The sequence below is a fragment of the Bradyrhizobium sp. CB3481 genome (assembly GCF_029714305.1).
In the GTDB taxonomy this organism is placed as follows: Bacteria; Pseudomonadota; Alphaproteobacteria; order Rhizobiales; family Xanthobacteraceae; genus Bradyrhizobium.
Window position 1 is genome coordinate 396,296 of the sequence record NZ_CP121647.1, and the last position, 23,338, is coordinate 419,633.

Consider the following 23,338-nt stretch of genomic DNA (forward strand, 5'->3'; position numbering starts at 1 on the left):
TCGGTCATATGGCACTTCCGCCACTCGGGTCGAGGGCTTGAAACGGATGTTCGCGCACATACGCGTGTTGATTATGGCTTTGATGACGGCCGGACCGGTTTGGGCGCAGGCGCCGGCTGTGGCGCCCGCAAAACCGGTGAAAATGGTTGTCCTCGGCGACTCCCTTAGCGCGGGGCTCGGCCTTTCCGCGCCCGCCGCATTCCCCGCCCGCCTGCAAAAGGCGTTGAGTGACAAGGGGATAAAGGTCGACATGGTCAATGCCGGGGTATCCGGCGACACCACCTCCGGCGGCCGCGACCGGCTCGACTGGTCGATCCCGGAGGGAACTGAGGCCGTGATTGTCGAACTCGGCGCCAACGACGCGCTGCGCGGCATCGATCCGGCCGTCACCCGTGCCGCGCTGACCGACATCCTGACGCGGCTGAAGGCGCGCAAGATTGCCGTGCTGTTGTGCGGAATGCTGGCGCCGCCCAATTACGGCAGCGACTACGCCGCTAAGTTCAACGCGATCTATCCGGAGCTTGCAAAATCGTTCGGCGTGCCGCTCTACCCGTTTTTTCTGGAAGGGGTCGCCGCCGAAGCCAGGCTCAATCAGGCCGATGGAATCCATCCGACCGCGGAAGGGGTTGATATCATGGTGAAGAACATTCTGCCCATGGTGGAGGCACTTGTTGGCACGATCTCGGGGCAGCGGAGTTGAAAAAGCAGCAACGGTGCAGAAATGGATAAGGTTACCCAAAGGTTTTTCCGTAGCTTTGCGGACTGCCCGCCCCGCGTGCTTCGCAGGGTCATATAACTCGGGTAGGAATTGACTGATCGGTGATTCGTCACCGGGCTTGCTTCCCGGCGTGAGCCTCAAGCTCATGCCACCGCATCGAGGATTTAGCGATGCCGCGTTTGTTTGCTGGACTGGAAATTCCGGCCGAGATCGGCCAGAGCCTTTCCAATTTGCGTGGCGGCCTTCCGGGCGCACGCTGGATCGATCCCGAAAATTATCACGTCACCCTGCGCTTCATCGGCGACATCGATGGCATGTCGGCGAATGAAATCGCCTCGATGCTGTTTCGGGTCAACCGCAAGCCGTTCGAGGTCAAGGTGCGGGGCCTGCAGAGCTTTGGCGGCAAGAAACCGCGCGCGGTGGTTGCCTCCGTCGAGCCGAGCCGGCCGCTGATCGAGCTGCAGGCCGAGCTCGAACGGCTGATGCAACGGCTCGGGCTCGATCCGGAAGGCCGCAAATTCATCCCGCATGTGACGCTGGCGCGGCTGCACGATGCCTCCAGCCAGGACGTTGCCGACTATCTCTCGGTGCGCGGCTATTTCCCGAGCCGCACGTTCATGGCTTCGCGCTTCGTGCTGTTCTCGTCCCGCGCCTCCACCGGCGGCGGGCCGTACGTGGTCGAGGATTCCTACGCGCTGAGTGCGTAGTGGAAAGTCAGCCATCGCGGACCGACCGGTTTTGGCGATATGGTTCGCTGGGCCTCAGCGTGTTGCTGTACCTGCTGAGCCTGCCCTTCGATGCATTTTGCTCCAACGGCTGTCACGCCGGATACTTTAGCTTGGTAATGGGACCTTTGCTTTTGTTTCAGTCCGCCGCCAACGCAGCGTGGCTGGCCAATCCGTTTCTCGTCGCAGCCTGGGCTGCGCTGGCCTCCGCGACGTCGCGCCTTGCACCATTGACACTCGGCTTGGTGGCCTTCGCCATCGCGGTGTCTTTCTGGTTTCAGCGAGAAATTGTGACGAATGAAGCTGGCCTTCTCGTTCCGATTATGGAGCACCGGATCGGTTATTGGCTTTGGTTGTCGAGTATTGCCGTCTGCTGCTTTGGAGGCGTGGCGACCATTGAACTTTCATTGGCATACAAGAACAAGGAGTGAGGCTCGCGGGCTGGGTGCGAGACGGCAGGCGCATACCGGCACCCTCAATTCGCGGCTTGCAATTTCCCTACACTTCATGCCGTAAGGTAGGCCATGCTCTCCACGCCGCCCGCCTCGTTCCATGCCCAGTACAACGCCCTTGTCGATTCCGGCGCGATCGATGCCGATCCGGCGCAGGCCGAGGCCGCCGAGGCGTTCGCTGCGCTCGAGGAGCGGCTTTCCAGTTACAAGCCGGCGAAGAAGCTCAGCCTGCTCGGCCGTCTGTTCGGCGACAAGAGCGAGGCGCCGCCGCGCGGGCTTTACGTTCACGGCGAGGTCGGCCGCGGCAAGACCATGCTGATGGATCTGTTCTTTCAGCACTCGCCCGTGCAGCACAAACGCCGCGCCCATTTTCACGAATTCATGGCCGAGGCGCATGAGAAGATCTACGCCTATCGCCAGAACATCGCGCGCGGTGAAATCGACGATGGCGACGTGATCGAACTGACGGCCAACGCCATCTTCGACGAGGCGTGGCTACTATGCTTCGACGAATTTCACGTCACCGATATTGCCGACGCCATGATCCTCGGGCGGCTGTTCTCAAAACTGTTCGAACTCGGCACCGTCGTTGTCGCGACGTCGAACGTGGCGCCTGAGGACCTCTACAAGGGCGGTCTCAACCGCGCGCTGTTTCTGCCTTTCATCACCCAGATCGAGGGTCGCATGGACGTGCTGCGGCTCGACGCGCGCACCGATTTCCGCTTGGAAAAACTCACCGGCGTGAAGATGTGGCTGGTGCCGCCGGACGACGAAGCCGGCGCCGCGCTCGACCGCGCCTGGAAGAAGATGACCGGCAACGCGCCCTGCAAGCACCGCGACATTTCGATCAAGGGCCGTATCCTGCGCGTGCCCTGCTCGGCGCATGGCGTTGCGCGCTTTTCCTTTGCCGACATCTGCGAGAAGCCGCTCGCTGCATCCGACTATCTGCGGCTGGCGCATGATTATCACACCATCCTGATCGACCGCATTCCGGTGATGGATTACCCCGAGCGCAACGCCGCCAAGCGCTTCATTTCGCTGATCGACACGCTCTACGACAACGCCGTGAAGCTGATGGCCTCGGCCGAGGCCGATCCGGTGTCGCTGTACCTTGCGACCGAGGGCGTCGAGGCCATGGAGTTCAAGCGGACGGCCTCGCGCCTGATCGAGATGAGTTCCGAATCCTACCTGGCGCTGCCGCACGGCCGGAAGGATTCCTCTGCCAGCGGGTCGAGCACGGGGCTGGTGGAGACTTAGTCTCTCTGCCGTCATTGCGAGGAGCTCGCGACAAAATTGCAGGGCAATTTTGCGCTGAAGCGACGAAGCAATCCATCTATCCCCGTATGGGTAGGTGGATTGCTTCGCTCTGCTCGCAATGACGGGGGAAGGCCTGCTGGCATACCTGACCTAATTCGAGGCAGGGCCTTAGAATCGGGCGCACCCCGTCTTGAACCGGTCAATCGAAAGGGATAGCAAGCCATCCGGCTGATTGATCCACCCCTCTCACTCTTCGTCTTAGAAGGACAAATTTCCCATGGCGCGCGACAAGATTGCTTTGATTGGCTCCGGTCAGATCGGCGGAACGCTGGCTCACCTCATCGGCCTGAAGGAGCTCGGCGACGTCGTGATGTTCGACATCGCCGAGGGCGTGCCCCAGGGCAAAGCCCTCGACATCGCGCAGTCCTCCCCGGTCGACGGTTTCGACTCCAACCTCACCGGCGCCAACTCCTACGAGGCGCTCGACGGCGCCAAGGTCTGCATCGTCACCGCCGGCGTGCCGCGCAAGCCCGGCATGAGCCGCGACGACCTCCTTTCCATCAATCTTAAGGTCATGGAGCAGGTCGGCGCCGGCATCAAGAAATACGCCCCGGATGCCTTCGTCATCTGCATCACCAACCCGCTGGATGCGATGGTTTGGGCGCTGCAGAAGGCTTCCGGCATGCCGCACAAGAAGGTGGTCGGCATGGCCGGCGTGCTGGACTCCGCGCGTTTCCGCTACTTCCTGGCCGATGAATTCAACGTCTCGGTCGAAGACGTCACCGCCTTCGTGCTGGGCGGCCATGGTGACACCATGGTGCCGCTGACGCGCTATTCCACCGTTGCCGGCATTCCGCTGCCCGACCTCGTCAAGATGGGTTGGACCTCGCAGGCCCGCATCGACGAGATCGTCGACCGCACCCGTAACGGCGGCGCCGAGATCGTCAACCTGCTGAAGACCGGCTCGGCGTTCTACGCGCCGGCGGCTTCCGCCATCGCGATGGCCGAGAGCTATCTGAAGGACAAGAAGCGCGTGCTGCCCTGTGCCGCCTATCTCAACGGCGAATACAATGTGAAGGATATGTATGTCGGCGTTCCCGTCGTGATCGGCTCCAAGGGCGTCGAGCGCGTCGTCGAAATCGAGCTGGCCGGCAAGGATCGCGAGGCCTTCGACAAGTCGGTCGGCGCGGTTCAGGGCCTGGTCGACGCCTGCAAGAAGATCGCGCCCGATCTGCTCGGTCGTTGATTCTACTCACCTTTCGCCCCTCGCCGGGGCGAAAGCGTTTTCAGGGTTGCAGTTATCTTGGTATATGGTATGCCAACTACCAATGCCGGTGAACTGTAGAACTCGCCGCTAAGGGTTTCGGGGAACGTCCAGATGAATATCCATGAATACCAGGCCAAGGCGCTGCTGCATGAATTCGGCGTGCCGATCTCCAAGGGCGTGCCGGTGCTCAAGCCTGAGGACGCCGAGGCGGCCGCCAAGCAGCTCCCCGGTCCGGTCTGGGTGGTGAAGAGCCAGATCCATGCCGGCGGCCGCGGCAAGGGCAAGTTCAAGGAAGCTTCCGCCGGCGACAAGGGCGGCGTCCGCATCGCCAAGTCGGTCGCCGAGGTTTCTGAGTTCGCCAAGCAGATGCTCGGTGCAACCCTGGTTACCGTGCAGACCGGCCCGGCCGGCAAGCAGGTCAACCGCCTCTACATCGAGGACGGCTCCGACATCGACAAGGAGTTCTATCTCTCGATCCTGGTCAATCGCGAAACCTCGGAAGTCTCCTTCGTGGTCTCGACCGAAGGCGGCATGAATATCGAGGAGGTCGCGCACAACACGCCCGAGAAGATCGTGACCTTCTCGGTCGATCCGGCCACCGGAATCATGCCGCATCACGGCCGCACCGTCGCCAAGGCGCTCAACCTCTCCAGCGATCTCGCCAAGCAGGCCGAGAAGCTGGTGGTGCAGCTCTACAATGCCTTCACCGCCAAGGACATGGCGATGCTGGAAATCAACCCGCTGGTTGTTACCAAGCAGGGCCAGCTCCGCGTGCTCGACGCCAAGGTGTCGTTCGACGACAACGCGCTGTTCCGCCATCCCGAGGTGGCGGTGCCGCTGCGCGATCTGACCGAAGAGGACCCCAAGGAGATCGAGGCGTCGAAATACGATCTCAACTACGTGACGCTCGACGGCACCATCGGCTGCATGGTCAATGGCGCCGGCCTTGCCATGGCGACGATGGACATCATCAAGCTCTACGGCATGGAGCCCGCCAACTTCCTCGACGTCGGCGGCGGCGCCAGCAAGGAAAAGGTCGCGGCGGCCTTCAAGATCATCACTGCCGATCCGAACGTGAAGGGCATTTTGGTCAACATCTTCGGCGGCATCATGAAGTGCGATATCATTGCCGAGGGCGTGGTCGCCGCGGTGAAGGAGGTCGGCCTCAAGGTGCCGCTGGTCGTCCGGCTCGAAGGCACCAATGTCGACGCCGGTAAGCAGATCATCCGCGAGTCCGGCCTCAATGTGCTGCCGGCCGACAATCTCGACGACGCCGCGCAGAAGATCGTGAAAGCCGTCAAGGGAGGCTAGCGATGGCTGACCATCTCGCCGCACCGACACCGCTGGAAGAACACCGCAAGCTCGCGGCTTTCGCGGGCGAATGGGCCGGCGAGGAAATGGTCTATCCCTCGCGCTGGACCGCGGGCGGTCCGGCCACCTCGCATGTGCTGGCGCGCATGGATCTCAACGGCTTCTATCTGATCCAGGACACCCGCCAGATGCGCGACGGCAAGGAAGCCTTCGCCACCCACGGCGTGTTCACCTTCGACCGCGACGACCGGACCTACAAATTGTTCTGGCACGATTCGCTCGGCTACTATTCGCCGGCGCCGGCCTCCGGCGCCTGGGTCGGCAACAAGCTGACGCTGGTGCGCGGCTCGCTGCGCGGCAATGCGCGCCACGTCTACGAAGTCGTCGATAACGACAACTACACCATGAAGATCCAGTTCTCGCCTGATGCCGAAGGATGGGCCGACGTGCTCACCGGCACGTATCGGCGGATTCACTAACCCTCATCACTCCCGGTCACCTACGAAAGCGTGCTCAATCATGTCCGTTCTGATCGACAAGAATACCAAAGTCATCTGCCAGGGTTTCACGGGCAAGAACGGCACCTTCCATTCGGAAGCCGCGATCGCTTACGGCACCCAGATGGTTGGCGGCACCTCGCCGGGTAAGGGCGGCTCGCAGCATCTCGGCCTGCCGGTGTTCGATACTGTTCGGGAAGCGCGCGAGAAGACCGGTGCGGATGCTTCGGTGATCTACGTGCCGCCGCCGGGCGCGGCGGACGCGATCTGCGAAGCGATCGACGCGGAAATCCCGCTGATCGTCTGCATCACCGAGGGCATTCCGGTGCTCGACATGGTGCGCGTCAAGCGCTCGCTGTCAGGCTCGAAGTCGCGGCTGATCGGCCCGAACTGCCCGGGCGTGATGACCGCGGGCGAATGCAAGATCGGCATCATGCCGGCCAACATCTTCAAGCCCGGCAGCGTCGGGATCGTTTCCCGCTCCGGCACGTTGACCTACGAGGCCGTGTTCCAGACTACCCAGGAAGGCCTCGGCCAGACCACCGCGGTCGGCATCGGCGGCGACCCGGTCAAGGGCACCGAATTCATCGACGTGCTCGAGATGTTCCTCAAGGACGAGAAAACCACCTCGATCATCATGATCGGAGAGATCGGCGGCAGCGCCGAGGAAGACGCGGCGCAGTTCATCAAGGATGAAGCCAAGCGCGGCCGCAAGAAACCGATGGTCGGCTTCATCGCCGGCGTCACAGCCCCTCCCGGCCGCCGCATGGGTCACGCCGGCGCGATCATCTCCGGCGGCAAGGGCGACGCCGGGTCCAAGACGGCGGCCATGGAAGCGGCCGGAATTACCGTCTCGCCGTCCCCGGCACGGCTCGGGCATACCCTTGCCGAAAAGTTGAAATCTTAATTCAGTCCTTGGTTCTTTTAGGCGGGAATATCCGTCCTAAATAGGGTAGAGCATCTTTACCGAGCTGGTTCGGGCCTCCCGGACCGGCTACAGCGCCGTTTTCCACGCGCAAAGCGACACTTACCAGGACGTCATCATGTCTCGCCAGGACGCGAATGCAGCATTTGCCCTCTCCTCCTTTTTGCAGGGCACCAACGCCACCTACATCGACGAGCTCTACGCCCGCTACGAGCAAGACCCCGGCTCGGTCGACGGCGAATGGCAGGATTTCTTCAAGAGCCTGAAAGACACTCCGGCCGACGTCCGGAAGAACGCCGAAGGCCCCTCTTGGGGCCGGGACAACTGGCCGCTCACCCCGCAGGACGATCTGACCTCGGCGCTGGACGGCAATTGGGCGCAGGTCGAGAAGGCGGTCGGCGCCAAGCTCGCCGCCAAAGCAAAGGCGCCGGGCGCCGAACTGGCGCCGGCGGACGTCAACCAGGCGACACGCGATTCCGTCCGCGCCCTGATGCTGATCCGCGCCTACCGCATGCGCGGCCATTTCCATGCCAAGCTCGATCCGCTCGGCATCGAGGCACCCCGCGACCGGGAGGAGCTCGATCCGCGCACCTATGGCTTCACCGAGGCCGATTTCGACCGCAGGATCTTCCTCGACCATGTGCTCGGCCTCGAATACGGCACGTTGCGCGAGATCGTCGCGATCTGCGAGCGCACCTACTGCCAGACGCTCGGCGTCGAGTTCATGCACATCACCAACGCGGCGCAGAAGGCCTGGATTCAGGAGCGCATCGAGGGACCCGACAAGGAAATCAGCTTCACGCCCGAAGGCCGCCGCGCCATCCTCAACAAGCTGATCGAAGCCGAAGGCTTCGAGAAATTCTGCGACGTCAAATTCACCGGCACCAAGCGCTTCGGCCTTGACGGCGCCGAGTCGCTGATCCCGGCGCTGGAGCAGATCATCAAGCGCGGCGGCAATCTCGGCGTGAAGGAGATCGTGCTCGGCATGCCGCATCGCGGCCGTCTCAATGTGTTGACCCAGGTAATGGCCAAGTCGCACCGCGCGCTGTTCCACGAGTTCAAGGGCGGCTCCGCCAATCCGGAGGACGTCGAAGGCTCCGGCGACGTGAAGTATCACCTCGGCGCGTCCTCGGACCGCGAGTTCGACGGCAACAAGATCCATCTGTCGCTGACCGCCAACCCGTCGCATCTGGAAATCGTCGATCCCGTCGTGCTCGGCAAGGTGCGCGCCAAGCAGGACCAGCATGGCGATCCGCCGGACATGCGCATCTCGGTGCTGCCGCTGCTGCTGCACGGCGACGCGGCGTTTGCCGGCCAGGGCGTGGTCGCCGAATGCTTCGGTCTGTCGGACCTGAAGGGTTACCGCACCGGCGGTTCGCTGCATTTCATCGTCAACAACCAGATCGGCTTCACGACGTATCCGCGCTACTCGCGCTCTTCGCCGTATCCGTCCGACGTCGCCAAGATGATCGACGCGCCGATCTTCCACGTGAACGGCGACGATCCGGAGGCGGTGGTTTTCGCCGCCAAGGTCGCGATCGAGTTCCGGCAGAAGTTCCACAAGCCGGTCGTGATCGACATGTTCTGCTATCGCAGGTATGGCCACAACGAGGGCGACGAGCCGGGGTTTACCCAGCCGGTGATGTACAAGCGGATCGGTTCGCATCCGTCCACGCTGTCGATCTACGCCAAGCGCCTGATCGCCGAGGGCGTGATGACCGAAGGCGAGGTCGACAAGGCCAAGGCGGACTGGCGCGCGCGGCTCGATGCCGAATTCGAGGCGGGCGCAGGCTACAAGCCGAACAAGGCGGACTGGCTCGACGGCAAGTGGGCCGGCTTCAAGGTTGCCGACCAGGAAGAGGATGCCCGACGCGGCGTCACCGGCGTCGACATCGGCATCCTCAAGGACATCGGCCGCAAGATCACCAAGGTGCCGGACGGTTTCCGCGTCCACCGTACCATCCAGCGCTTCCTCGATAATCGCGCCAAGGCGATCGACAATGGCGTCGGCATCGACTGGGCGACCGGCGAGGCGCTGGCGTACTGCACGCTGCTGCAGGAAGGCCACCACGTCCGCCTGTCGGGTCAGGACTCCGAGCGCGGCACGTTCTCGCAGCGCCATTCGGTGCTGATCGATCAGGAGGATGAGAGCCGCTACACGCCGTTCAATCACCTCGGTCACGACCAGGGCCATTACGAGGTCATCAACTCGCTGCTGTCGGAAGAGGCAGTGCTCGGCTTCGAGTACGGCTATTCGCTCGCCGAGCCTAACGCGCTCGCCATGTGGGAAGCGCAGTTCGGCGACTTCGCCAACGGCGCGCAGGTGGTGTTCGACCAGTTCATCTCGTCGGGTGAGCGCAAGTGGCTGCGCATGTCCGGCCTCGTCTGCCTGCTGCCGCACGGCTATGAAGGGCAGGGGCCCGAACACTCCTCGGCGCGTCTCGAGCGCTTTCTGCAGATGTGCGCCGAAGACAACATGCAGGTGGTCTACCCGACCACCCCGGCGAACTACTTCCATGTGCTGCGGCGTCAGCTGCATCGCGAGATCCGCAAGCCGCTGATCATGATGACGCCGAAGTCGTTGCTCCGGCACAAGCGCGCGGTCTCGCGGCTCGAGGAACTCGGCAAGGACACGACGTTCCACCGCATCCTGTACGATGACGCGCAGATGCTGCCCAACGAGAAGATCAAGCTGGCGCCGGACGACAAGATTCGCCGCGTCGTGCTGTGCTCGGGCAAGGTCTATTACGACCTCTACGAGGAGCGCGAGAAGCGCGGCATCGACGACATCTACATTCTGCGCGTCGAGCAGCTCTATCCGGTGCCGCTGAAGGCGCTGGTGCAGGAGCTCGGCCGCTTCAAGAATGCCGAAGTGGTCTGGTGCCAGGAAGAGCCGCGCAACATGGGCGCGTGGCACTTCATCGAGCCCTATCTCGAATGGGTGCTGAACCAGATCCATGCGCCGAACCGCCGTCCGCGTTACGCGGGCCGCGCCGCGTCGGCGGCAACCGCCACCGGTTTGATGTCGAAGCATCTGGCGCAGCTCAAGGCGATGCTGGATGAGGCGCTGAACTGATCGTTACTCGTCATGCCCCGCGAAAGCGGGGCATCCAGTACGCCGCGCCGCCACGATTCAATCACGACCGTCCCGGCGTACTGGATCGCCCGCCCGAAGTGCGCAATTGCGCACAAGGCGGACGATGACAGCTTTGGAATTTGAGATCGCTTAAGGATACCGAGGAAACCAATACCATGACTGAAATTCGTGTTCCGACGCTTGGCGAATCCGTGACGGAAGCCACCATCGGCCGCTGGTTCAAGAAGGCCGGCGATGCCGTGGCGGTGGACGAGCCGCTGGTGGAGCTCGAGACCGACAAGGTCACCATCGAAGTGCCGGCGCCGTCCGCCGGCGTGCTCGGCGAAATCTCGGCCAAGGATGGCGAGACCGTCGCCGTCGGCGCGCTGCTCGGCCAGATCAATGACGGCGCTGCCGCGGCTGCCAAGCCGGCCGCCGCCGCACCCGCCAGGGCCGCTGCCCCGGCGGCAGCCCCCGCCGCCGCGCCGGCGGCGCCGAAGGCGGTGGCCGCGGATGCGCCGCTGGCGCCGTCGGTCCGAAAGCTCTCCGCCGAGAGCGGCATCGATGCCTCCACCGTGCCCGGCTCCGGCAAGGATGGCCGCGTCACCAAGGGCGACATGCTGGCTGCGATCGAGAAGGCGGCGTCGGCGCCGACCCCGGTCAACCAGCCGGCGGCCTCGGTGCAGGTGCGCGCACCGTCGCCGGCCGATGATGCTGCCCGCGAAGAGCGCGTAAAGATGACGCGGCTGCGCCAGACCATCGCGCGCCGCCTCAAGGACGTGCAGAACACCGCGGCGATGCTGACGACCTTCAACGAGGTCGACATGACCAACGTCATGGCGCTGCGTTCGCAGTACAAGGACGTGTTCGAGAAGAAGCACGGCACCAAGCTCGGCTTCATGGGCTTCTTCACTAAGGCCTGCGTGCAGGCGCTGAAGGACATTCCCGCCGTCAACGCCGAGATCGACGGTTCTGATCTGATCTACAAGAACTACTACCACGTCGGCATCGCCGTCGGCACCGACAAGGGCCTGGTCGTGCCCGTCGTGCGCGACTGCGACCACAAGTCGATCTCCGATATCGAAAAATCGATCGCCGATTTCGGCCGCCGCGCCCGCGACGGCCATCTCAAGATCGACGAAATGCAGGGCGGCACCTTCACCATCACCAATGGCGGCATCTACGGCTCGTTGATGTCGACGCCGATCCTGAACGCGCCGCAATCAGGCATTCTCGGCATGCACAAGATCCAGGAGCGGCCGATGGTGGTCGGCGGCAAGATCGAGGTGCGCCCGATGATGTATCTGGCGCTGTCCTACGATCACCGCGTAATCGACGGCAAGGAAGCGGTGACGTTCCTGGTCCGCGTCAAGGAAAGCCTGGAAGACCCGGCGCGGCTGGTGCTGGATCTCTAACCCCACCGACTTTTGCGGCGCCGGTGCGGAAGGCCGGCGTCACGAGCCATGGATCGATGCGTGCTGATTTGTGGGAGCTGACGTGATGGACAAGGTTGTTGTAATCACCGGCGGCAGCCGCGGCATCGGCCGCGCCACCGCGCTCGCTGCCGCCGCGCGGGGCTATCGCGTCGTGGTCGGCTATGCCAGCAACAAGGCCGCCGCCGACGAGGTCGTAGCCCAGATCGAGGGCAAGAATGGCAAGGCGATTGCCGTGAAGTGCGATGTCGCCAGCGAGGCGGACATCCTGGCGCTGTTCAAGGCGGCCGACGAGTTCGGAGCGCTCGGCGCGCTCGTCAACAATGCCGGCATCGTCGGCAAGAGCGGCGTGCGCGTCGACGAGATGTCGGCCGAGCGAATCCGGGAGATGATGGCGGTCAACGTCACCGGCAGCATCCTGTGCGCCCGCGAGGCGGTAAAACGGATGTCGACCAAACACGGCGGCAAGGGCGGCGTCATCGTCAACCTCTCTTCGGTCGCGGCCCGGCTCGGCGCGCCCAACACCTATGTCGACTACGCCGCCTCCAAGGGCGCGATCGATTCCTTCACGATCGGTCTTGGCTATGAGGTCGCGGGCGAGGGCATCCGCGTCGCCGGCATCCGCCCCGGATTGATCGATACCGACATCCACGCCGCGGGCGGCGAACCCGACCGCGCGCATCGCCTCGCCCATCTGGTGCCGATGAAGCGCGTCGGCACCGCGGATGAGATCGCCAACGCCATCGTCTGGCTGATCTCGGACGAGGCCTCCTACGTCACCAGCACCATCCTCGACGTCTCGGGTGGGCGGTAATCCCGACACTTTCTAAAAGCTACAGGACCTCATCATGGCTACCTACGATCTCGTCGTCATCGGCACCGGCCCGGGCGGATATGTCTGCGCGGTGCGCGCGGCGCAACTCGGCATGAAGGTCGCCGTGGTCGAGAAGAATCCGACGCTCGGCGGCACCTGCCTCAATGTCGGCTGCATGCCGTCGAAGGCGCTGCTGCATGCCTCTGAAATGTTCGAAGAGGCCGCGCACTCCTTTGCCAAGATGGGCGTTGCCGTTTCCGCGCCAAAGCTCGATCTGCCGGCGATGATGAACTTCAAGCAGCAAGGCATCGACGGCAACGTCAAGGGCGTCGAGTTTCTGATGAAGAAGAACAAGATCGACGTGCTGAAGGGTACCGGCAAGATCCTCGGTGCTGGCAAGGTTGAAGTCAGTGGTAACGGCAAGACCGAAACGGTTGAGACCAAGAACATCGTCATAGCGACCGGCTCCGATATCGCGCGGCTGAAAGGGATCGACATCGACGAGAAGCGCATCGTGTCATCGACCGGCGCGCTATCGTTGGAAAAAGTGCCGGAAAAGATGCTGATCGTCGGCGCCGGCGTGATCGGCCTCGAACTCGGCTCGGTGTGGCGCCGGCTGGGGTCGGAGGTCATGGTCGTCGAATTCCTCGATCGCATCCTGCCGGGTATGGACGGCGAGGTCGCGAAACAATTCCAACGCATGCTCGAGAAGCAGGGTTTTGTGTTCAAGCTTGGCGCCAAGGTCACCAGCGTCGATACATCGGGCAAGACGTTGAAGGTCAAGGTCGAGCCGGCGGCGGGCGGTACGGCGGAAACGCTGGAATCCGATGTGGTCCTGGTCTGCATCGGCCGCGTGCCTTACACCGAAGGCCTGGGTCTCAAGGAAGCCGGCATCGCACTCGACAATCGCGGCCGCGTGCAGATCGATAAGCATTTCGCCACCAGCGTGAAGGGCGTCTATGCGATCGGCGACGTCGTGGCCGGACCGATGCTGGCGCACAAGGCCGAGGACGAAGGCGTTGCCTGTGCCGAGATCATCGCGGGCCAAGCCGGCCATGTGAACTACGACGTTATTCCAGGCGTCGTGTATACCACTCCGGAAGTGTCGTCGGTCGGCAAGACCGAGGAAGAGCTGAAACAGGCCGGCGTCGCCTACACGTCGGGCAAATTCCCGTTCACTGCCAACGGCCGCTCCAAGGTCAATCAGACCACTGACGGTTTTGTGAAGATTCTCGCGGATGCGAAGACCGACCGCGTGCTCGGCGTGCACATCGTCGGCCGCGAAGCCGGCGAAATGATCCACGAAGCCTGCGTTCTGATGGAATTTGGCGGCTCTGCCGAAGATCTGGCGCGGACCTGCCACGCGCACCCGACGCGTTCGGAAGCCGTCAAGGAGGCCGCGCTTGCGGTCGGCAAACGCGCCATCCATATGTGACGTGAGTCTGGGACATCCCGGGTGGAGCATGATCGAACAAACGGCTATCTGCCCTCTTGAAAAGACCATGCTTTGAACGCGAAATCAGAGCGGGGCGACCAATCAATGGACCTCGTTCCGCTCCAGAGATGACGATCGATGATGCGCCGCCTGTTACAGCCGTTCTGGGTTCTGCTCGCGATCATCTTCCTGATCGAAGCCTGGCTGTGGGATCATCTCGAGCCGATCGTCGAGCGCGTCGTCGCCGCGATCCCGCTTCGCGCCTTCAAGCAATGGCTCTCCGAGCGCATCGATGCGCTGTCGCCGGCGATGACACTGATCGTGTTTGCGGTGCCGGTCATCGTGCTGTTTCCGCTCAAGCTGGTCGGCCTCTGGCTGTTGGCCCATCAATATTGGCTCGCCGCTACGCTTGTGATCGTAGCAGGCAAATTCCTCGGCCTCGGTGTCACGGCGTTCATTTTCGACGTGACACGGGCGAAGCTGCTGCAGATGGCGTGGTTCAAGCGCGGCTACGAATTCATCATGGCGATGCGCGCCAAGGCGGCCGAACTGGTGCAGCCGATCAAGCAGCGCATCCGCGAAATGCTGCGCGGCAATGGCGATAGCTGGTCGTCACGCACGCTCCGGCTGATCGCGCGCTTCCGCAAGAGCGTGCACGAGGCGCGCTGACGCCCGAGTTGTCATCGCCCGCGAAGGCGGGCGATCCAGTATCCCAGAGACGCCAGTGGCTGAACCGAGAAGCCGCGGCGTACTGGATGCCCCGCCTGAAGCGGGGCATGACAGCTGAGGGAGTGGGTCGCCCTCCGCTTAATGCAAATGCAGCACGTGCAGCAGATGCGGCCAGAACAGGCCGAATCCGGTCATCGCAAGTCCACCCAGCATCAGCAGTCCCGATGTCCAGGCCAGCCAGGCCATGCCGGTGATGATGGTTGCCGATGCCAGCACGATGGCGATCTGGAACATCGCCGACGCGTATTCGTAGTGATGATATTTGTCGGTTGCGACATCGCGCGCCGTTTCGGCTTCCTTGGCGCGTTTGGCGAGCTGCTCCGTTCCTTCGCCGGTTTCGGGTTCGGAGCGGTAGCGCGCCGCGGTCTTTTCCCAGGTGTCGATCTGCTTGGTCAGCGCGGCCTTGACGGCTTCATCGGTAGCAGCGCTGAGCGTGAGCTTGCCCTGTTCGGCCGCGGTCTGAATCTGGGTGCGGCGAATGCTTTTGGCCTGGAAGAAGGACCAGAGGTTCGCAGCCTCGACGTTCTTGCTGATCGATTCGGTCTGCGCGCTCTTGCCGAGCATCTCCGATAGCGCGAGGAACAGCGCAATGATTGCGATCAGCAGTGCGATGTTCTTGTTCGAGCCCGATGCGTGCTCGGCGTGCTCGGCATGCTCCATGCTTTCATGTGCGCCCATGCTTGTCTCCCCTGGGTGAATCGCGGCCACGATTGCCGAACGGCCCGTTCAACGCAAGAGTTAAGCGGATTTTGGGCGCCTCGGTTAAGGATCGTTCTATCCGTATTTTAGGCTCTCAGTATGACGGCCGCCGATTTCGTCGCGGCATGCGGCGCCCGGCCCTACTGTGCATGGGGTTGTTTTCGATCTTTTGAGTCTGGCGGCGTTCAGCCGCGCGGATGCGCGGAGCGGTACACTTCCAGCAGCCGTTCACTGTCGATGCCGGTATAGACCTGCGTGGTCGAGAGCGAGGCGTGGCCGAGCAGTTCCTGGATCGCGCGAAGGTCGCCGCCGCGGCTGAGCAGATGGGTTGCGAAAGAATGCCGCAATGCGTGCGGGGTGGCGCTGTCGGGCAGGCCGAGCGCGCCGCGCAGCCGCTCCATGGTGAGCTGGATGATGCGCGGAGAGAGCGGCCCGCCGCGCGCGCCGACGAAGATCGGGCCGGCCGGCGGCAACGAATGCGGGCACATCGCGACGTAGTCGGCGATCAGGGCGAGTACGTTCTGCAGCACCGGCACCATCCGGGTCTTGTTGCCCTTGCCGGTCACGATGAGGACATCGCCTTCGCCGGGTTTGGGCACGTCGCGCCGCTTCAGCCCCAGCGCCTCGGAGATGCGCAGGCCGGAGCCGTAGAGCAGCGCCATGACGGCGGCGTCGCGCGCCAGGATCCAGGGTTCGCGCTCCTCGCCGGCGCGCTCGTCCGCATCCGCAAAGCGCTTGGCGGCGTCCATCTGGATCGGTTTTGGCAGGCTCTTCGCCACCTTGGGCGCGCGGATCGCGGAAAGCGCCCCGACCTTGCCCTTGCCCTCGCGCTCGAGATAGCGGCCGAATGATCGGAGCCCCGCCAGCGCCCGCATCAGCGAGCGCCCGGCGATATCGTCGGCGCGGCGCATCGCCATGAAGGCCCTGACGTCGGTGGCCTCCAGCGCCGCAAACCGATTCAACGTGACCTTCTCGCCCCAATGCTCGGCAAGGAAGGTCAGGCACTGGCGGAGGTCGCGGGCATAGGCCTCCAGCGTCTTCGGCGACAGCCGCCGCTCGGCGCGCAGATGCATCAGCCAGCGCGCCATCTCCTGCGCGAAGCCGTTATCGGCGCAGTCGAGCTCGAGGCCTTGCGGAACTTCCTTGCCCATAGCCTTCCCCGGTCTTGGAGGCGATGCTTCCGTCGATTATATCGCACCTCTTTCGTTTACCGTTCGCTAACTTGCGCGACCGGCGCTAGCCTTGCTTCCGGATATCTCGAGCCTGATTCCCTGATGGACCACGCTATCAGCCACACCACCTCATCGGCATCATCGACGCGCGTCGTCGATGTGCTGGTGCCGGTCGCGCTCAATCAGACCTATTCCTACCGTGTGCCGCGCGAGATGGCGCTGAAGCCGGGCGATGTCGTCTGCGTGCCGCTCGGGCCGCGCGAGGTGGTCGCGGTGGTGTGGGCGGAAAACGCCAATCCCGATCCGCGGCTGCACAACCGCCTGAAAGACGTCGGCGAAAAGCTCGACGTGCCGCCGTTGCGGCCGGAATTGCGCAGCCTGGTCGACTGGGTCGCCAATTACACGCTGTCCGCCCGCGGCATGGTGCTGCGCATGGCCTTGCGGATGGGAGAAAATCTAGGGCCCGAGCGGATGCGCCTCGGCGTACGGCTGGTCGGCGAGCCACCGAAGCGTCTGACGCCGGCGCGGCGGCGGCTGATCGAGGTGCTGTCGGACGGCCTGCTGCACGGCAAGTCCGAGGCCGCGCGCGAGGCCGGCGTCAGCTCCGGCGTGGTCGACGGCCTGGTCGATGAGGGAACGCTTGCCGTCGAGGCGATGCCGCCGCCGCTGGCGCCGCCGGCGCCCGATCCGGCCTTCGCGCAGCCGGAATTTTCCAGCCAGCAGCGCGCGGCCGTCGACGCGATGCGCGCGCTCGCCGCCAATGGCACGTTCCACGTCGCGCTGCTCGACGGCGTCACCGGCTCGGGCAAGACCGAAGTCTATTTCGAGGCGATTGCCGAAGTGATCCGGCGCGGCAAGCAATGCCTGATCCTGATGCCGGAGATCGCGCTGACGGGACAATTCCTGGATCGCTTCGCACAACGTTTTGGCGTGCGCCCGCTCGAATGGCACTCGGAGCTGACGCCGCGCACGCGGCAGCGCAATTGGGCCGCGATATCGGCGGGCGAGGCGCCGGTCGTGGTCGGCGCGCGCTCGGCGCTGTTTATGCCCTATGCCGATCTCGGTCTCATCATCGTCGATGAAGAGCACGACCAGGCCTACAAGCAGGATGACGGCGCGCATTACCATGCCCGCGACATGGCGGTGGTGCGCGCGCACATCGCCAAGATTCCGATCGTGTTGGCCTCCGCAACGCCGTCCGTCGAGAGCGAGGTCAATGCGCGCAAGGGACGCTACCAGCGGGTCGCGTTGCCGTCGCGGTTCGGCGGCCAGCACATGCCGCATATCGAGGCGATCGATTTGCGCCGCGCGCCGCCGCCGCGCGGCCGTTTCATCTCGCCGCCACTGGCCGAACAGGTGCAGTTTGCGATCGAGAAGCGCGAGCAGGCGCTGCTGTTCCTCAATCGGCGCGGGTATGCGCCGCTGACGCTGTGCCGGGCCTGCGGCCATCGCTTTTCCTGCACCATCTGCGACGCCTGGCTGGTCGATCACAGATTTCGCCAGCGTCTCGTCTGTCACCATTGCGGCTTCTCGATGCCGCGCCCGAACATCTGCCCGCACTGCCAGGCCGAGGAATCGCTGGCCGCGATCGGTCCCGGCGTCGAGCGCCTGCAGGAAGAGGCGGCCGCGCTGTTTCCGAACGCGCGAACCATGGTGCTGTCGAGCGACCTCATCACCTCGATCGAGACCATGCGCAGTGAGCTCAACGAAATCGCCGAAGGCCGCGTCGACATCATCATCGGCACGCAACTGGTGGCGAAGGGGCATAATTTCCCGCGGCTCAATCTGGTCGGCGTGGTCGACGCCGATCTCGGCCTCGGCAACGGCGACCCGCGCGCCGCCGAGCGGACGTTCCAACTGCTCAACCAGGTGATCGGCCGCGCTGGCCGCGAGCAGGGCCGCGGTGTCGGCTTCCTGCAGACGCATCAGCCCGAACATCCCGTGATGAAAGCGCTGGTCGCCAGCGACCGCGAGGCGTTCTACGCCAGCGAGATCGAACAGCGCGAGCGCACCGGCTATCCGCCATTCGGCCGGCTCGCCAGCCTGATCATTTCCGCCGGCGACCGGCCGACTGCGGAAGGCTTTGCGCGCCGCCTTGCGGCCCTGGCGCCGATCGACGAGCGCATCCAGGTGCTCGGGCCCGCCGAAGCGCCGCTGGCCGTCATCAAGGGCCGCTACCGGTTCCGGATCCTGGTGAAGTCGCTGCGCAATGTCGACCTGTCGGAATATCTGCGCGAATGGCTGGCCGCGGGACCGAAGACCAAGGGCAACCTCAAACTCGAAGTCGATGTCGATCCGCAGAGCTTTTTGTGAAGCCGTCCGTCACCCTCCCCTGGAGGGGGAGGGTCGCCGTGTAGCGGCGGGGTGGGGTGACGGTCTCTCCACAGCCAACGGTGCCCGAGTGGAGAGATCACCCCCACCCCGTCTCACATTTCGCTGCGCTCATGTGAGCCGACCCTCCCCTCCAGGGAGGGTAAGGAGACGCTTCACCGAACGCAGGCAAACAAAAAAGCCTGCCGTCATTTGCGACGGCAGGCCTGTTGCCGCGGAAGTGCCGCGGTTACGCAACGCAACGCTTACGCGAGTCTGGTGGACTTAGGAGACGACCTCGGCGGTGACGTGGCCGACGCCGGCGCCGGTCAGGCCGATGGCGCGCGCGGCACCCTTGGAGAGGTCGAGCACGCGGCCGCGGATGAACGGACCACGGTCGTTGATCGTGACAATGACGCTCTGGCCGCGATGGGTGACACGTACCTTGGTGCCGAACGGCAGCGACCGGTGGGCCGCGGTCATGGCGTTCTGGTTGAAGCGCTGGCCCGAGGCGGTCCGGCTGCCGGACTCGTTGCCGTAATAGGAGGCCTTGCCCGAGAAGCCGCGGCCGCCCGTCGGGGCGATCGAGGCATTGGCGTTGAGCCAGCTGTCGCCGGCCGGCTGCGCCTTGGCGTGGTGGGAATGGTGATGGTGGTGATGACGATGATGCCTGGACTTGGCGGACGCCTCGGAGACGGTGCCGCCGATCAGAACAGTTGCGGCAATCAAGGCGAAAGCCGTACGCGACCGGGTTAAAGCTCCCAGCGCTACTTTGTTGGTGTGCAACATTAAACTAGTCCCTCAGATAGTATTGCCACATACGTGACAAATGGAACCCCCGTCCCAGTTTCAGCGGATGCCGTTTGGTCAGGCAATGAGGCGTGAATTGGGCAGTAAATCCGGAATGTCGCGCGCTGACATATCTTGTTACCGTGGTCAACTAATCGAAGGATATTCCGTAATCTTGCGCTTTAACGAACTTTTAACCTATTAAATACTGTCTGTTACTTGCGAATACAGTCATCCCTAAGAAGGGAAAGATTTAGGCAAGTAATGGCCAAATGGAGGAGATCTGCCTCGTTCGTTCCGAACGGTGACGGTCATAGCGGCCATGCAAATACGGGCGGAACAAATTCGCCTGTCGGGGACGAAGCCATTCAGCCGACCGGCAGCCGGAGCCAAAATTCCGGCGCACTGATCCCGCATCAACGGCATCTTGAGGGGCCTGAAAATTGACGTGCGACAAGGCATCGCCCGAACGTGCGGTCATGTTGCACCTGCGCGCTTGCTATGTTAGCAAAGCCGCGATTTTAACGATCCCGGCACTTCTCGTGCCGGTCGAAAATCGAAGTCCCGCTTGAATTCCAAGGGCTTGGATCGCTAGGCGCCGCTACCCGCGGCGACGGTTTTTCCCTTGCGAGTTTGACAGCTAATAAAGAGCGAGTCTGTGGCTGCTGAAGATCCGTCCGTTTCGGGAGTGTCGGGCCGTTATGCTACGGCCTTGTTCGAGTTGGCGCGCGAGGAGAAATCCATCGACGCGGTAAAGGCCGATCTCGAGAAATTCGAGACCATGCTGAACGAAAGCGCCGATCTCAAGCGCCTGGTCCGCAGCCCGGTCTTCTCGGCCGATGCGCAGGCCAAGGCGCTCAACGCCGTGCTCGACAAGGCCGGCATCACCGGCACCTCAGCCAAATTCCTCAAGGTCCTGACCGCCAATCGCCGGCTGTTCGCCGTCACTGACGTGATCCGCGCCTTCCGCGCGCTGGTGGCGAAGTTCAAGGGCGAGGTGACGGCCGACGTTACCGTCGCCGAACAGCTCAGTGACAAGAATCTCGACGCGCTGAAGACCGCACTGAAGTCGGTGACGGGCAAGGACGTCGCGCTCAACGTGAAAGTCGATCCCTCCATCATTGGCGGTCTTGTGGTCAAGCTCGGCAGCCGCATGGTGGATGGTTCGCTTCGCACCAAACTCAATTCGATCAAGCACGCGATGAAAGAGGCAGGCTGATGGACATCCGCGCCGCGGAAATTTCCGCGATCCTCAAGGACCAGATCAAGAATTTCGGCCAGGAGGCCGAGGTCACCGAAGTCGGGCAGGTGCTGTCCGTCGGCGACGGTATCGCCCGCGTCTACGGTCTGGACAATGTCCAGGCCGGTGAAATGGTCGAGTTCGAGAACGGCACCCGCGGCATGGCGCTGAACCTCGAAACCGACAACGTCGGTATCGTCATCTTCGGCGCCGACCGTGAGATCAAGGAAGGCCAGACCGTCAAGCGCACCCGCGCCATCGTGGACACCCCGGTCGGCAAGGGCCTGCTCGGTCGCGTCGTCGACGCGCTGGGTAACCCGATCGACGGCAAGGGCCCGATCAAGGCTGACAAGCGCATGCGCGTCGACGTCAAGGCGCCCGGAATCATTCCGCGCAAGTCGGTGAGCGAGCCGATGGCGACCGGCCTCAAGGCGATCGATGCGCTGATCCCGGTCGGCCGCGGTCAGCGCGAGCTGATCATCGGCGACCGTCAGACCGGCAAGACCGCGATCGCGCTCGACACCATCCTGAACCAGAAGCCGCTGAACGCGCAGCCGGACGAGAACATCAAGCTGTATTGCGTCTATGTCGCGATCGGCCAGAAGCGTTCGACCGTTGCCCAGTTCGTCAAGGTGCTCGAAGAGCAGGGCGCGCTGGAATACTCGATCGTCGTCGCCGCCACCGCTTCCGACCCGGCGCCGATGCAGTACATCGCCCCGTTCACCGGTTGCACCATGGGCGAGTATTTCCGCGACAACGGCATGCATGCCGTGATCATCTATGACGACTTGTCCAAGCAGGCCGTCGCCTACCGTCAGATGTCGCTCCTGTTGCGCCGTCCGCCGGGCCGCGAAGCCTATCCGGGCGACGTGTTCTATCTGCACTCCCGCCTGCTCGAGCGCGCGGCGAAGCTCAACAAGGACCAGGGCTCCGGCTCGCTGACCGCGCTGCCGGTCATCGAAACCCAGGCCAACGACGTGTCGGCCTATATCCCGACCAACGTCATCTCGATCACCGACGGCCAGATCTTCCTGGAAACCGACCTGTTCTTCCAGGGCATCCGTCCCGCGGTGAACGTCGGTCTGTCGGTGTCGCGCGTCGGCTCCTCGGCGCAGACCAAGGCGATGAAGAAGGTCGCCGGCAAGATCAAGGGTGAGCTGGCGCAGTACCGCGAAATGGCGGCGTTCGCGCAGTTCGGCTCCGACCTCGACGCATCGACCCAGCGCCTGCTCAACCGCGGCTCGCGCCTCACCGAGCTCCTCAAGCAGCCGCAGTTCTCGCCGCTGAAGATGGAAGAGCAGGTCTGCGTGATCTGGGCCGGCACCAACGGCTATCTCGATCCGCTGCCGCTCAACAAGGTGCGCGCGTTCGAGGACGGCTTGCTGTCGCTGCTGCGCGGCAAGAATGCCGACATTCTCAACGGCATCCGTGACAGCCGCGATCTCTCCGACGATCTCGCAGCCAAGCTGAAGTCGGTGGTCGACGGTTTCGCCAAGACGTTTTCTTGATGATTGCCGCCAGGGCCCGGCATCGGCCGGGCCCGGCGAAATAGTGGCTTGCGGTCTGGCCTGAGGGTCGGATCGCCGGGGTGAACTGAGAATGGCTTCACTTAAAGACATGCGGGTCCGCATCGCCTCGACCAAGGCGACGCAGAAGATCACCAAGGCGATGCAGATGGTCGCAGCTTCCAAGCTGCGCCGCGCGCAGACCGCCGCCGAGGCCGCGCGGCCCTACGCCCAGAAGATGGACGCGGTGATTTCCAACATCGCGGCTGCTGCGGCGGGCTCGCCCGGCGCGCCGGCGCTCTTGGCCGGCACCGGCCGCGACCAGGTTCATCTGCTGCTGGTCTGCACCGGCGAACGCGGCCTGTCCGGCGCCTTCAACTCGGCGATCGTGCGTCTCGCCCGCGAGCGCGCTCTGTCGCTGATGAACCAGGGCAAGGAAGTCAAATTCTTCTGCGTCGGCCGCAAGGGCTACGAGCAGCTCCGCCGCACCTTCGAAAAGCAGATCGTCGAGCACCTCGACCTGCGCGGCGTGCGCCAGCTCGGCTTCGTGAATGCCGAGGACATCGCCAAGAAGGTGCTGGCCCGCTTCGAGGCCGGCGAGTTCGATGTCTGCACGTTGTTCTATTCGCAGTTCAAGTCGGTCATCGCGCAGATCCCGACGGCGCAGCAGATCATTCCGCTGGTCGTTGAAGGCGAAGCCAGCAACGGTTCGGCGTCGGCCTACGAATACGAGCCGGAGGAGGACGAAATCCTCACCCGCCTCCTGCCACGCAATCTCGCGGTGCAGATCTTCCGCGCGCTGCTCGAAAACAACGCTTCGTTCTACGGCGCGCAGATGAGCGCGATGGACAACGCGACGCGCAATGCGGGCGAAATGATCCGCAAGCAGACACTGGTCTACAACCGCACGCGTCAGGCCCAGATCACCAAGGAACTCATCGAAATCATCTCCGGCGCAGAAGCAGTCTGACCGGACAAGAAATT

General features: G+C 63.5%; 20 protein-coding genes. 17 read left to right on the forward strand and 3 right to left on the reverse strand.

Going from position 1 to position 23,338, the window contains the following annotated elements:
• Nucleotides 1-46: 46 nt before the first annotated feature.
• The 13 genes from QA643_RS01915 to QA643_RS01975 all read left to right on the forward strand — a co-directional run bounded on the left by QA643_RS01915 (nucleotide 47) and on the right by QA643_RS01975 (nucleotide 14,579).
• Nucleotides 47-700: an arylesterase gene (locus QA643_RS01915; protein ID WP_283035085.1), complete on the forward strand. Its 654-nt coding sequence runs from the start codon at nucleotides 47-49 to the stop codon at nucleotides 698-700.
• Between the two features lie 188 nt (nucleotides 701-888).
• Nucleotides 889-1,425 (forward strand): RNA 2',3'-cyclic phosphodiesterase, encoded by a 537-nt coding sequence (gene thpR / locus QA643_RS01920; RefSeq protein WP_283031527.1) that lies wholly within the window; start codon nucleotides 889-891, stop codon nucleotides 1,423-1,425.
• A complete protein-coding gene (locus QA643_RS01925) occupies nucleotides 1,425-1,874 on the forward strand; it encodes a hypothetical protein (protein WP_283031528.1) in 450 nt (149 codons plus the stop codon). Before thpR ends, QA643_RS01925 begins: the two co-directional genes overlap by 1 nt.
• Before the next feature lie 93 nt (nucleotides 1,875-1,967).
• Nucleotides 1,968-3,152 (forward strand): cell division protein ZapE, encoded by a 1,185-nt coding sequence (gene zapE, locus QA643_RS01930; protein WP_283031529.1) that lies wholly within the window; start codon nucleotides 1,968-1,970, stop codon nucleotides 3,150-3,152.
• Nucleotides 3,153-3,429: 277 nt separating this feature from the next.
• Entirely contained in the window at nucleotides 3,430-4,398 is a 969-nt protein-coding gene (gene mdh / locus QA643_RS01935) for a malate dehydrogenase (RefSeq protein WP_283031530.1), read from the forward strand.
• A gap of 132 nt (nucleotides 4,399-4,530) precedes the next feature.
• Nucleotides 4,531-5,730, forward strand: a complete 1,200-nt coding sequence (gene sucC / locus QA643_RS01940) for an ADP-forming succinate--CoA ligase subunit beta (protein WP_283031531.1) — start codon at nucleotides 4,531-4,533, stop codon at nucleotides 5,728-5,730.
• Between the two features lie 2 nt (nucleotides 5,731-5,732).
• On the forward strand, nucleotides 5,733-6,209 hold the full coding sequence (locus QA643_RS01945; RefSeq protein ID WP_283031532.1) for a DUF1579 family protein: 477 nt from the start codon (nucleotides 5,733-5,735) through the stop codon (nucleotides 6,207-6,209).
• 40 nt (nucleotides 6,210-6,249) lie between these two features.
• Entirely contained in the window at nucleotides 6,250-7,134 is an 885-nt protein-coding gene (sucD, locus tag QA643_RS01950) for a succinate--CoA ligase subunit alpha (protein ID WP_283031533.1), read from the forward strand.
• Between the two features lie 136 nt (nucleotides 7,135-7,270).
• Entirely contained in the window at nucleotides 7,271-10,228 is a 2,958-nt protein-coding gene (locus QA643_RS01955) for a 2-oxoglutarate dehydrogenase E1 component (protein WP_283031534.1), read from the forward strand.
• Nucleotides 10,229-10,404: 176 nt separating this feature from the next.
• Nucleotides 10,405-11,643 carry a 2-oxoglutarate dehydrogenase complex dihydrolipoyllysine-residue succinyltransferase gene (gene odhB / locus QA643_RS01960; RefSeq protein ID WP_283031535.1) on the forward strand — a complete coding sequence of 413 codons (1,239 nt, stop codon included), beginning with the start codon at nucleotides 10,405-10,407 and terminating at the stop codon, nucleotides 11,641-11,643.
• 82 nt (nucleotides 11,644-11,725) lie between these two features.
• On the forward strand, nucleotides 11,726-12,475 hold the full coding sequence (locus tag QA643_RS01965; protein ID WP_283031536.1) for an SDR family oxidoreductase: 750 nt from the start codon (nucleotides 11,726-11,728) through the stop codon (nucleotides 12,473-12,475).
• A 34-nt stretch (nucleotides 12,476-12,509) separates the two neighbouring features.
• Nucleotides 12,510-13,910 (forward strand): dihydrolipoyl dehydrogenase, encoded by a 1,401-nt coding sequence (gene lpdA / locus QA643_RS01970; protein WP_283031537.1) that lies wholly within the window; start codon nucleotides 12,510-12,512, stop codon nucleotides 13,908-13,910.
• 138 nt (nucleotides 13,911-14,048) lie between these two features.
• Nucleotides 14,049-14,579: a hypothetical protein gene (locus QA643_RS01975; RefSeq protein ID WP_283031538.1), complete on the forward strand. Its 531-nt coding sequence runs from the start codon at nucleotides 14,049-14,051 to the stop codon at nucleotides 14,577-14,579.
• Between the two features lie 138 nt (nucleotides 14,580-14,717).
• Here the strand turns inward: QA643_RS01975 and QA643_RS01980 are convergent, their stop codons facing one another.
• Nucleotides 14,718-15,317: a DUF4337 domain-containing protein gene (locus QA643_RS01980; protein WP_283031539.1), complete on the reverse strand. Its 600-nt coding sequence runs from the start codon at nucleotides 15,315-15,317 to the stop codon at nucleotides 14,718-14,720.
• A 206-nt stretch (nucleotides 15,318-15,523) separates the two neighbouring features.
• Complete coding sequence (locus QA643_RS01985; RefSeq protein ID WP_283031540.1) at nucleotides 15,524-16,489, reverse strand: tyrosine recombinase XerC; 966 nt, start codon at nucleotides 16,487-16,489, stop codon at nucleotides 15,524-15,526.
• 123 nt (nucleotides 16,490-16,612) lie between these two features.
• Between QA643_RS01985 and QA643_RS01990 the strand changes: the two genes are divergently transcribed.
• Nucleotides 16,613-18,823, forward strand: coding sequence for a primosomal protein N' (locus tag QA643_RS01990; RefSeq protein ID WP_283031541.1), 2,211 nt, complete (start codon nucleotides 16,613-16,615; stop codon nucleotides 18,821-18,823).
• Between the two features lie 282 nt (nucleotides 18,824-19,105).
• Here the strand turns inward: QA643_RS01990 and QA643_RS01995 are convergent, their stop codons facing one another.
• The gene (locus QA643_RS01995; RefSeq protein ID WP_283031542.1) at nucleotides 19,106-19,609 is read right to left on the reverse strand and encodes a septal ring lytic transglycosylase RlpA family protein; all 504 of its coding nucleotides are present in this window, start codon (nucleotides 19,607-19,609) and stop codon (nucleotides 19,106-19,108) included.
• Between the two features lie 658 nt (nucleotides 19,610-20,267).
• Between QA643_RS01995 and QA643_RS02000 the strand changes: the two genes are divergently transcribed.
• From QA643_RS02000 to QA643_RS02010, 3 genes are all read left to right on the forward strand, one after another.
• On the forward strand, nucleotides 20,268-20,828 hold the full coding sequence (locus QA643_RS02000) for a F0F1 ATP synthase subunit delta (protein WP_283031543.1): 561 nt from the start codon (nucleotides 20,268-20,270) through the stop codon (nucleotides 20,826-20,828).
• On the forward strand, nucleotides 20,828-22,357 hold the full coding sequence (gene atpA, locus QA643_RS02005) for a F0F1 ATP synthase subunit alpha (protein WP_283031544.1): 1,530 nt from the start codon (nucleotides 20,828-20,830) through the stop codon (nucleotides 22,355-22,357). The genes QA643_RS02000 and atpA overlap by 1 nt, the downstream gene beginning before the upstream one ends.
• A gap of 91 nt (nucleotides 22,358-22,448) precedes the next feature.
• Nucleotides 22,449-23,324 (forward strand): F0F1 ATP synthase subunit gamma, encoded by an 876-nt coding sequence (locus tag QA643_RS02010; protein ID WP_283031545.1) that lies wholly within the window; start codon nucleotides 22,449-22,451, stop codon nucleotides 23,322-23,324.
• Nucleotides 23,325-23,338: the final 14 nt, after the last annotated feature.

Excerpts from the sequence above, each read along its gene's own strand:
- QA643_RS01915 (WP_283035085.1), top strand. The coding sequence starts at position 47 with ATGTTCGCGCACATACGCGTGTTGATTATGGCTTTGATGACGGCCGGA.
- thpR (WP_283031527.1), top strand. The coding sequence starts at position 889 with ATGCCGCGTTTGTTTGCTGGACTGGAAATTCCGGCCGAGATCGGCCAG.
- zapE (WP_283031529.1), top strand. The coding sequence starts at position 1,968 with ATGCTCTCCACGCCGCCCGCCTCGTTCCATGCCCAGTACAACGCCCTT.
- mdh (WP_283031530.1), top strand. The coding sequence starts at position 3,430 with ATGGCGCGCGACAAGATTGCTTTGATTGGCTCCGGTCAGATCGGCGGA.
- sucC (WP_283031531.1), top strand. The coding sequence starts at position 4,531 with ATGAATATCCATGAATACCAGGCCAAGGCGCTGCTGCATGAATTCGGC.
- QA643_RS01945 (WP_283031532.1), top strand. The coding sequence starts at position 5,733 with ATGGCTGACCATCTCGCCGCACCGACACCGCTGGAAGAACACCGCAAG.
- sucD (WP_283031533.1), top strand. The coding sequence starts at position 6,250 with ATGTCCGTTCTGATCGACAAGAATACCAAAGTCATCTGCCAGGGTTTC.
- QA643_RS01955 (WP_283031534.1), top strand. The coding sequence starts at position 7,271 with ATGTCTCGCCAGGACGCGAATGCAGCATTTGCCCTCTCCTCCTTTTTG.
- odhB (WP_283031535.1), top strand. The coding sequence starts at position 10,405 with ATGACTGAAATTCGTGTTCCGACGCTTGGCGAATCCGTGACGGAAGCC.
- lpdA (WP_283031537.1), top strand. The coding sequence starts at position 12,510 with ATGGCTACCTACGATCTCGTCGTCATCGGCACCGGCCCGGGCGGATAT.
- QA643_RS01975 (WP_283031538.1), top strand. The coding sequence starts at position 14,049 with ATGATGCGCCGCCTGTTACAGCCGTTCTGGGTTCTGCTCGCGATCATC.
- QA643_RS01980 (WP_283031539.1), bottom strand. The coding sequence starts at position 15,317 with ATGGGCGCACATGAAAGCATGGAGCATGCCGAGCACGCCGAGCACGCA.
- QA643_RS01985 (WP_283031540.1), bottom strand. The coding sequence starts at position 16,489 with ATGGGCAAGGAAGTTCCGCAAGGCCTCGAGCTCGACTGCGCCGATAAC.
- QA643_RS01990 (WP_283031541.1), top strand. The coding sequence starts at position 16,613 with ATGGACCACGCTATCAGCCACACCACCTCATCGGCATCATCGACGCGC.
- QA643_RS01995 (WP_283031542.1), bottom strand. The coding sequence starts at position 19,609 with ATGTTGCACACCAACAAAGTAGCGCTGGGAGCTTTAACCCGGTCGCGT.
- atpA (WP_283031544.1), top strand. The coding sequence starts at position 20,828 with ATGGACATCCGCGCCGCGGAAATTTCCGCGATCCTCAAGGACCAGATC.
- QA643_RS02010 (WP_283031545.1), top strand. The coding sequence starts at position 22,449 with ATGGCTTCACTTAAAGACATGCGGGTCCGCATCGCCTCGACCAAGGCG.